This window comes from Lactobacillus sp. W8093 (assembly GCF_016100925.1).
Lineage (GTDB): Bacteria > Bacillota > Bacilli > Lactobacillales > Lactobacillaceae > Lactobacillus > Lactobacillus helsingborgensis.
The window spans coordinates 1-7,310 of record NZ_JACFRL010000016.1 but is presented as its reverse complement, the minus strand read 5'-3'; the positions used below and the strand labels follow the sequence as shown (position 1 = coordinate 7,310).

The 7,310-nt window shown below is 36.9% G+C and carries 5 protein-coding genes; 2 read left to right on the top strand and 3 right to left on the bottom strand.

The window, feature by feature from the left end; translation table 11 throughout:
- Positions 1–378: 378 nt before the first annotated feature.
- The gene (locus H3T47_RS09115; RefSeq protein WP_233335898.1) at positions 379–1,464 is read left to right on the top strand and encodes a serine hydrolase; all 1,086 of its coding nucleotides are present in this window, start codon (positions 379–381) and stop codon (positions 1,462–1,464) included.
- A 134-nt stretch (positions 1,465–1,598) separates the two neighbouring features.
- Here the strand turns inward: H3T47_RS09115 and H3T47_RS09110 are convergent, their stop codons facing one another.
- The 3 genes from H3T47_RS09110 to H3T47_RS09100 form a co-directional block, all read right to left on the bottom strand.
- Entirely contained in the window at positions 1,599–1,850 is a 252-nt protein-coding gene (locus H3T47_RS09110) for a hypothetical protein (protein WP_046326546.1), read from the bottom strand.
- Between the two features lie 204 nt (positions 1,851–2,054).
- Entirely contained in the window at positions 2,055–4,895 is a 2,841-nt protein-coding gene (locus H3T47_RS09105; RefSeq protein WP_199283247.1) for a DUF3427 domain-containing protein, read from the bottom strand.
- Positions 4,896–4,968: 73 nt separating this feature from the next.
- The gene (locus H3T47_RS09100; RefSeq protein ID WP_199283248.1) at positions 4,969–5,796 is read right to left on the bottom strand and encodes an exodeoxyribonuclease III; all 828 of its coding nucleotides are present in this window, start codon (positions 5,794–5,796) and stop codon (positions 4,969–4,971) included.
- A gap of 326 nt (positions 5,797–6,122) precedes the next feature.
- On the opposite strand from H3T47_RS09100, the gene H3T47_RS09095 reads away from it, so the two are divergent.
- Entirely contained in the window at positions 6,123–7,133 is a 1,011-nt protein-coding gene (locus H3T47_RS09095; protein WP_199283246.1) for a D-2-hydroxyacid dehydrogenase, read from the top strand.
- The last annotated feature ends 177 nt before the right edge of the window (positions 7,134–7,310 follow it).

The window sequence follows — 7,310 nt, the reverse complement described above, 5'->3', positions numbered from 1 at the left end:
GTCAACTGGTTTTGCTCGATTTTTTTGTCGCCCCTTGGCTCCTCTTGCCTTGCGGCTCATTGCCCGACGACAGTTATTAATACTAACAAGTATTTCTCCTTTTTGCAAGTCTTTTTTGATATTTTTTCTCACTCTGTCAATAAGCCCTTATGTATCTAAGACTTTTTATTGAAATTTTTGCTTATTTCTCCTCTAATCATCCATTTTCAATATCTATTTTGGCTATTTTACAAATTTACAAAGGCTATTAAGTTTGTTAAGTAATTTTAACCCTTTCGCATACTTTTATTAATTTAAAAGTTTTATAATACTACTATATTTCTAAGGAGAAAAATTATCTTGAAGCATAAAATTATGACATTGACAACCGCTTTATTTATGGCTACTACGCCCCTTGTTACTAGTGCCCATCAAGTTAAAGCAGCAACGACAACTAATAAACAAACTGAAATGTACAATTTTGTCAGAAACACTTTTAAAAAGCATCATGTACGCGGCATAGTTACGGTTGTAAAAGACGGAGTACCACAAACAATCAGTTACGGCTATGCTTGGTATGGCAAAAGAATTGGTAATGGCAGCAGTAAAGTTGTTTACCCAACAGCTTCTCTGCAAAAAGTAGTAACTGCAGCAATGGTAGTCCAACTAATTAATGAAACTAAGGGAACCAATAAGGAATTTACCCAAAACACTAAGATCTCGCGTTGGTATCCCAATCTTAAAAACGCTGATAGCATCACAGTGGGCAACTTGTTAACTCATACCTCAGGTATTATGGCTACTAGTACAGAAATAGATCGCGGCTTTAACTATTCTGAAGATAATGCTATCAAGTGGGTAATCAATAATATTAATGCTTCATCATCCGATGAAATTGGCAATTATCATTACAATAACAGCAATTACATTCTTCTGACCGGTATTATCAAACAGGTTACAGGCAAGTCGTATGAAGAAAATCTGCAGACTCGTATTATTAATAAGTTGAATTTACAAAATACATACCTTTATCAAAACATCCCTAAAACAATGACAGATCCCATTTCATATTATTCAAACGGAGGTAAAAATTATCAAAATGCTACTTATCTTAAGAAAAGTCTAGTTTCTCAAATTCCGGGTGCGGGCAATCTGTTTTCAACTCCAGAAGAATATTATAAAATCCAAGTTGGATTAGCGGACGGCTCTATTTTAAGTAAAGACGATTATTACTACATGACTCACCTAAAGAGTAAGGTAATTAACTACTCTGGTGGACTGTACTTATATAATAAAGACAATATCAAAAATGCGTATGGCAGTTTTATGGGGCAACATTTTGGCACCTGGATGCAATTAACTGCCGATAACCAAAACGGTATCGTCATGTTTTTAAATCAAACTGATGATAATGAAAATGACGAAAAAGATGTAGGTTACGAAATTTTACAGCATATCAAACCTAATACTTTTGTTGAACGCTAGGTTCTTGTTCAAAAAGGTTGTAACAACGTTTCGTCACTTTAAAAATTGAATAGTTATAGCGCAAAAGGCTAATAAGTCAACATTTACCAATGTGATTTATTAGCCTTTTCTATTAAAGTTTTTAACATTGAAAATCATTTTTCGCGTTTCTTTTTTATTTTGTCACTCAAATACATAGTCCCAGAGATAGTAAAATAGACAAGTGTAATAAAAAATGCGACTGTAACAATTCTAAGAAATAAGCCTAAATCTGTTAAGACTGTCCACATTAAATAGAATACATAAAAGACCGCAAGGGGTAAAGCGACTCTGTTAATTCGATGTTCTCGACGAATACTATGAATTGCTTTACTTTGATCCGCGTTTTTAAGGTCATGTTCTGCCATTTTTATTACCTCCTTTTTATTAAACCTTCTTATAAATTTCTTATTATTTTAACACGATATTGCCAAATTAAATGATTTAATTAATCTTTATTTAATATTTTTAATTAATCGTTTGTGCTACCTGGCAGAAAACTCTATGATATTCTCTTTTAAAGTGCTAAAGCCAACAGAAAAAGTCTAAGAAAATCAATTCTTAGACTTTTTTTATTCATCAAATAATAACTCATACATTTTCGTACTTAACGGCTTTTCCAGCAACAAATTCATCCCTACCGCTGCTTTTTTCTTCGGCCCCAGCAATTCTTCTTTGACTGTGTCCTTTTGAATGTGCACTTGACCTAAGTAGTAAAACTGCTTGCCAATTGCATCACTTTTCTTAACAAACAGCAATAGCTTCATCTGGGGCGTATTAAGTAATTTTTGTACCTCGGCGGAGTTGATATGACGGGGCGTGCGAGTATACCAAAGCAAGCAGCGGCCATCTTCCAAAGTATTATGGTATAAAGCGTTGCGTTTTTTCTTTGAATCTTTTTGGTAAGTAATAAAAATGGGGGTCTCATGTTCATCCACACGATAGCCGTACATCGGAGCGGAAACATCTAACGGCCAATTTAATAATCGGCAGGCATCTTTACGGTCATATTGCTCATAAAGAGTAAATTGCTTCTGATTATCATACTTGTGATTCAATGCCAAGCCGGTTTTGATAACATCAGTAAAAAGTTTTTTAAAGGTTTCATTTTGCAAAAGAGATTGTGCCAATTTAGGTGCTAACGCATAATCTAATAAATCTGCCTTAACTACAAGTGGCTGCCCGCCATATTGTTCTTTTTTAGTTGTTTTTCCCTGCTTGATGTCAAAAAAGCTTAGAGAAAGAATATCTTCAATTGAAGTTAACACTTTTTCATTAACGTAAGCACCATAATCATGCAGGGCTTGTTCAAATTTTTCTTGACTAACCTGCTTTTTTTCTAAAAGCAGTTGCAAGAGTAGCAGTTCATGCGGTCTTTTCCCATTCAATAACTCTTTGGTAACAAAGGATAAAACAGCACTCTCATACCGACTTAGCTTCACAGGTTCGCCCATTTTTATTAAAAATTCACCATAATGCTCAAGGCTATGATTATTGGCAAATACCATGGGTGAAGTTGAGCCATAACGGTAAAAATCAAATAACAGGGGTGGACGCCCTATTTTTTCCGCCAATTCCTGGTATGACTGTCGCAATTCCTTAATACTATCCAGTTTAATCTGATCAAGTGAAGCCAAAATTTTAGCAGAGGCAATTTGGCTAAAGTTAATCGTTGAAACATCAATAAAGCTGGGAAGCAAGCTTTCCTCGCGTGCCTTATCCTGCGAGCGGCTGTCATCCTGATTTAAAGCAATTGGAATTAAATAATTATTTTTATAGTTACCAATAAAGTCGATGACCGTGACATAGTCTTTACCGGGATATTTACGCAAACCGCGGCCTAGCTGCTGGATAAAAACAATGCTGGACTGCGTATTACGCAACATAATGATCTGGTTTAAAGCCGGAATATCAATTCCTTCATTAAAGAGGTCAACGGTAATAATGTAATCAATTTGTCCTTGTTCCAGCTGCTTAACTACTTGCAGCCTTCTTTTTTCGCTGTCTTCATTAGTTAAGGCGATAGCTGGATGTTCACGGTCTGAAAAGGCCTGCGCTAATTCACGCGCTTCTTCTTGGCGGCTGCAAAAAACCAATCCTTTAGCTTGAGAACCACAATAACCGTAATAATCCAGCTGCTTTAAAACATAGTCAACACGCTCTGGCGCCAGCAGTCTGCGCAAGTTAGTGGTTTCGTCAATCGTAGCACCATCAACCTCATAATCTGCAACGCCTACATAATGAAAAGGAGCCAGCATTTTTTCTTCCAGTGCTTCGCGCAAACGAATCTCGTAAGCTAAATTATAGTCAAAGAGGCGGTATACATCCTGGTCATCCATCCTTTCCGGAGTGGCAGTCATTCCCAGCCAAAATTGCGGTTTAAACTTGGCAAAAATGCGCTGATAACTTGGTGCAGCTGCCCTATGGGCCTCATCAATCAAAATGTAATCAAAAGTTGTTGCACTTAGACTAGCAAGTACTTCAGGCTGACTTAAAGTCTGCACGGTGGCAAAAACATATTTGCGTTCAATCTGGTGCTTGTGCCCAGTTAACAGACCATAATCGGCTAAATTCCCACCAATTACTTGGTGAAAACTTTTTAAAGCCTTTTTAGCTATCTGTTCACGGTGAACTACATAAAGAAACTTCTGGGGGTTAAAATCTTTGACAGCAAATGCTCCTAAATAGGTTTTGCCAGTTCCAGTAGCTGAAACTACCAGACCCCGCTTTTGTCCGTCTTTAATTAAGCCTTGTAATTCTTGCAGTGCTTCTTCTTGCATCTTATTTGGCACAATTTTAGTTGTTTCACTAACATGAACTTGAGATTGCACTTGCGGCTTCACCCAATTTTGTTCATATTCTCTTATCCAGCTTTCAGATAATGGCAAACTATCATTCTTTAACTCATGCAATTGCCTGGCAATCTGCTCTGTCAGCGTCGCACTATTTTTTGAGCTGATTTTTAAGGCCCATTCGTAATTACTAAGTAAAGCCGACCGGGTGAAATTAGCACTGCCAATAACCAAAGTTTGCCAGTCCTCATGTTCAAAGAGATAACCTTTAGCATGAAATCCGCTTTGCGGCGTAATTTTAACTGTCAAGTTGGGAATTTTAAGTAACTCACGAAAAACTTTGGGATTGTTAAATCCTAAATAGTCACCCGTAATTAATGTACCCGAGATATTTTTCTTAGCTAAATCTGCCATAACTACTTTAAAGGGAACGAGCATATCTTGAGTAACAAAGGCTACAGCCCAAGTAAAATTTTGACAGTTAAGCAGCTCTTGGCGCAGCGTCAGCCAAATATTCTCCTGTTTATTATTTTGCAGCAGTTTCGGTCCTAATAATTCATGACCGGGATATTTAGGGTCGTACAGACCATTAAGAATGGCGTCTTGCAAGGGCTCATTCATACTCATCACCTCAAAATTATTTTACACAAAAGAAAAAGAAACCCAACCATCTGGATCCCTTTTTTTCAACTACTTATAAATCTATTGCCAATAAAATTGGGCAGTGATCAGCACGTTCTCCCGTATCCATCATTTCAGAACGCTTAACCTTATCTGCAATTCTATTACTAGTTAGCCAATAATCAATTCTCCAGCCGGAATTATTAGCCTTTGCAGTTCTTACCCTTTGAGCCCACCATGAGTAGACTCCCTCAACATTGCCGTTGAGTTTTCTAAATGTATCTGTAAAACCGGCTTTAAGCAATTGGGTAAAATCTGCTCGTTCTTCATCAGTAAAGCCAGCAGAATGGTGATTAGTGTCAGGATGCTTCAGATCAATTTCGTGGTGAGCACAATTATAATCGCCACTAGCCAAAACCGGTTTTTCTTGATCTAATTTTTCCAAGTAATTAATATACTTTTCATCCCAGACTTGACGCTCACTTAAACGCTTAAGGCCATTGCCAGAATTTGGCGTATATACTTGAGTGACAAAATACTCAGGAAATTCCAAAGTGATGATTCTGCCTTCATGATCCATCGGTTCCGGTGCACCAATTACAGGATAAGTCACTTGAGGCTTGAGTTCTTTTTTATACAAAAACATGGTTCCAGCGTAACCTTTACGTGCCGGTTCTTCTGATGAACGCCAAACAATATCATATTCTGGAAATTCTTTTGTCAATACTTCCATGTGTTTTTTAGTTGGTCCAGTTGAACGTAATTTAGTTTCTTGAATTGCAACTATATCAGCATTTTCAGCATGTATTTTTTCTAAAACTTTGCGTGTTGCTACTGCACGAGAAGAAGTTCCGGTTAAAGCTGCATTTAATGAGTCGATATTCCACGAAATTAAGATCATTTTCTGCTCCTTTTTATTCATTTCTTTCATTATATAGTTTTTTAGCTGGGACACAAAACTTCTGTCACCCTGATTTTTCCATTTCCAAGTTTGAGGTGATCATATTGAGGTGAAATTGCTGTTATTTTTTTCACTATCTATACAAAAAATACTTGTAACTTTTTTGATTAAGCGTGAGTCCTTGTGCCATATTATTGTAAGCGATTACTAATAGAACGCCATTTTGATAAAAATATTATTTTCACAATTTTATGTTTTTAAATCTAGTTAAGCAAGTGTATAATAGCACAAGAGACAACAATAATAATCTTTGGAGGTTAGATTTTATGACTAAAATTTATGCTTACGCCATTCGTAAAGACGAAGAACCATACGTTCATGAATGGAAGGAAGCTCACAAGGATGTTGATGTTGATTTTACTGATCAACTTCTCACCCCTGAAACAGCTGAATTAGCTAAGGGTGCTGATGGTGTTGTAACTTACCAGCAACTAGATTACAAGGCTGATACTATTGAAGCTTTAGATAAATTAGGCATTCATAATTGGTCAATCCGTAACGTTGGTATTGACAACATTGACCTAAAAAAGGCTAAAGAATTAGGCTTTAAGATCACTAATGTTCCGGTATATTCACCTGATGCAATTGCTGAACACGCTGCTATTCAAGCTGCCAGAGTCTTACGTCAAGATAAGGCAATGGACAAAAAAATTGCTAAGCATGATTTACGTTGGGCACCAACAATCGGTCGTGAAGTACGTGACCAAACAGTTGGTGTTATCGGTACTGGTCACATTGGTCAAGTATTCATGAGAATTATGGAAGGCTTTGGCGCTAAAGTCATTGCCTATGACATTTTCAAGAACCCAGAATTAGAAAAGAAGGGCTACTACGTTGATGACTTGGATGAGCTATATGCTAAGTCTGACGTTATTTCACTTCACGTTCCTGATACTCCGGAAAATGTCCACATGATCAACGACGACTCAATCAAAAAGATGAAAGACGACGTTGTTATCGTTAACGTTTCTCGTGGTCCATTAGTTGACACAGACGCAGTTATTCGTGGTCTTGACTCAGGCAAGATCTTTGGCTTTGTAATGGACACTTACGAAAATGAAGTTGGTATTTTCAACAGCGACTTCAGTGGCAAAGATTTCCCTGACAAGCGTTTAGCTGATTTAATCGCACGGCCAAATGTTTTGGTAACACCACACACGGCTTTCTACACTACTCACGCTGTGCGCAACATGGTTATTAAAGCCTTTGATAACAACTTGAAGTTAATCAATGGCGAGCAGGCTGATACTCCTGTTGATTTGAACAAAGAATTTTAATTTGTAAAATTCATTTCCCTTCTTAAATACACTTTAAATAACAATAAAAGGCACCAGATAAATTTATCTGGTGTCTTTTCTAATGATTATTTTGGCTCTATAATTTATCCTGTTGATGACTTATCCATGTGGTAAGCTGTTAATAGGTTTTTTATTGCATAAAAAAGGAGGACATCT

Excerpts from the sequence above, each read along its gene's own strand:
- H3T47_RS09115 (WP_233335898.1), top strand. The coding sequence starts at position 379 with ATGGCTACTACGCCCCTTGTTACTAGTGCCCATCAAGTTAAAGCAGCA.
- H3T47_RS09110 (WP_046326546.1), bottom strand. The coding sequence starts at position 1,850 with ATGGCAGAACATGACCTTAAAAACGCGGATCAAAGTAAAGCAATTCAT.
- H3T47_RS09100 (WP_199283248.1), bottom strand. The coding sequence starts at position 5,796 with ATGATCTTAATTTCGTGGAATATCGACTCATTAAATGCAGCTTTAACC.
- H3T47_RS09105 (WP_199283247.1), bottom strand. The coding sequence starts at position 4,895 with ATGAATGAGCCCTTGCAAGACGCCATTCTTAATGGTCTGTACGACCCT.
- H3T47_RS09095 (WP_199283246.1), top strand. The coding sequence starts at position 6,123 with ATGACTAAAATTTATGCTTACGCCATTCGTAAAGACGAAGAACCATAC.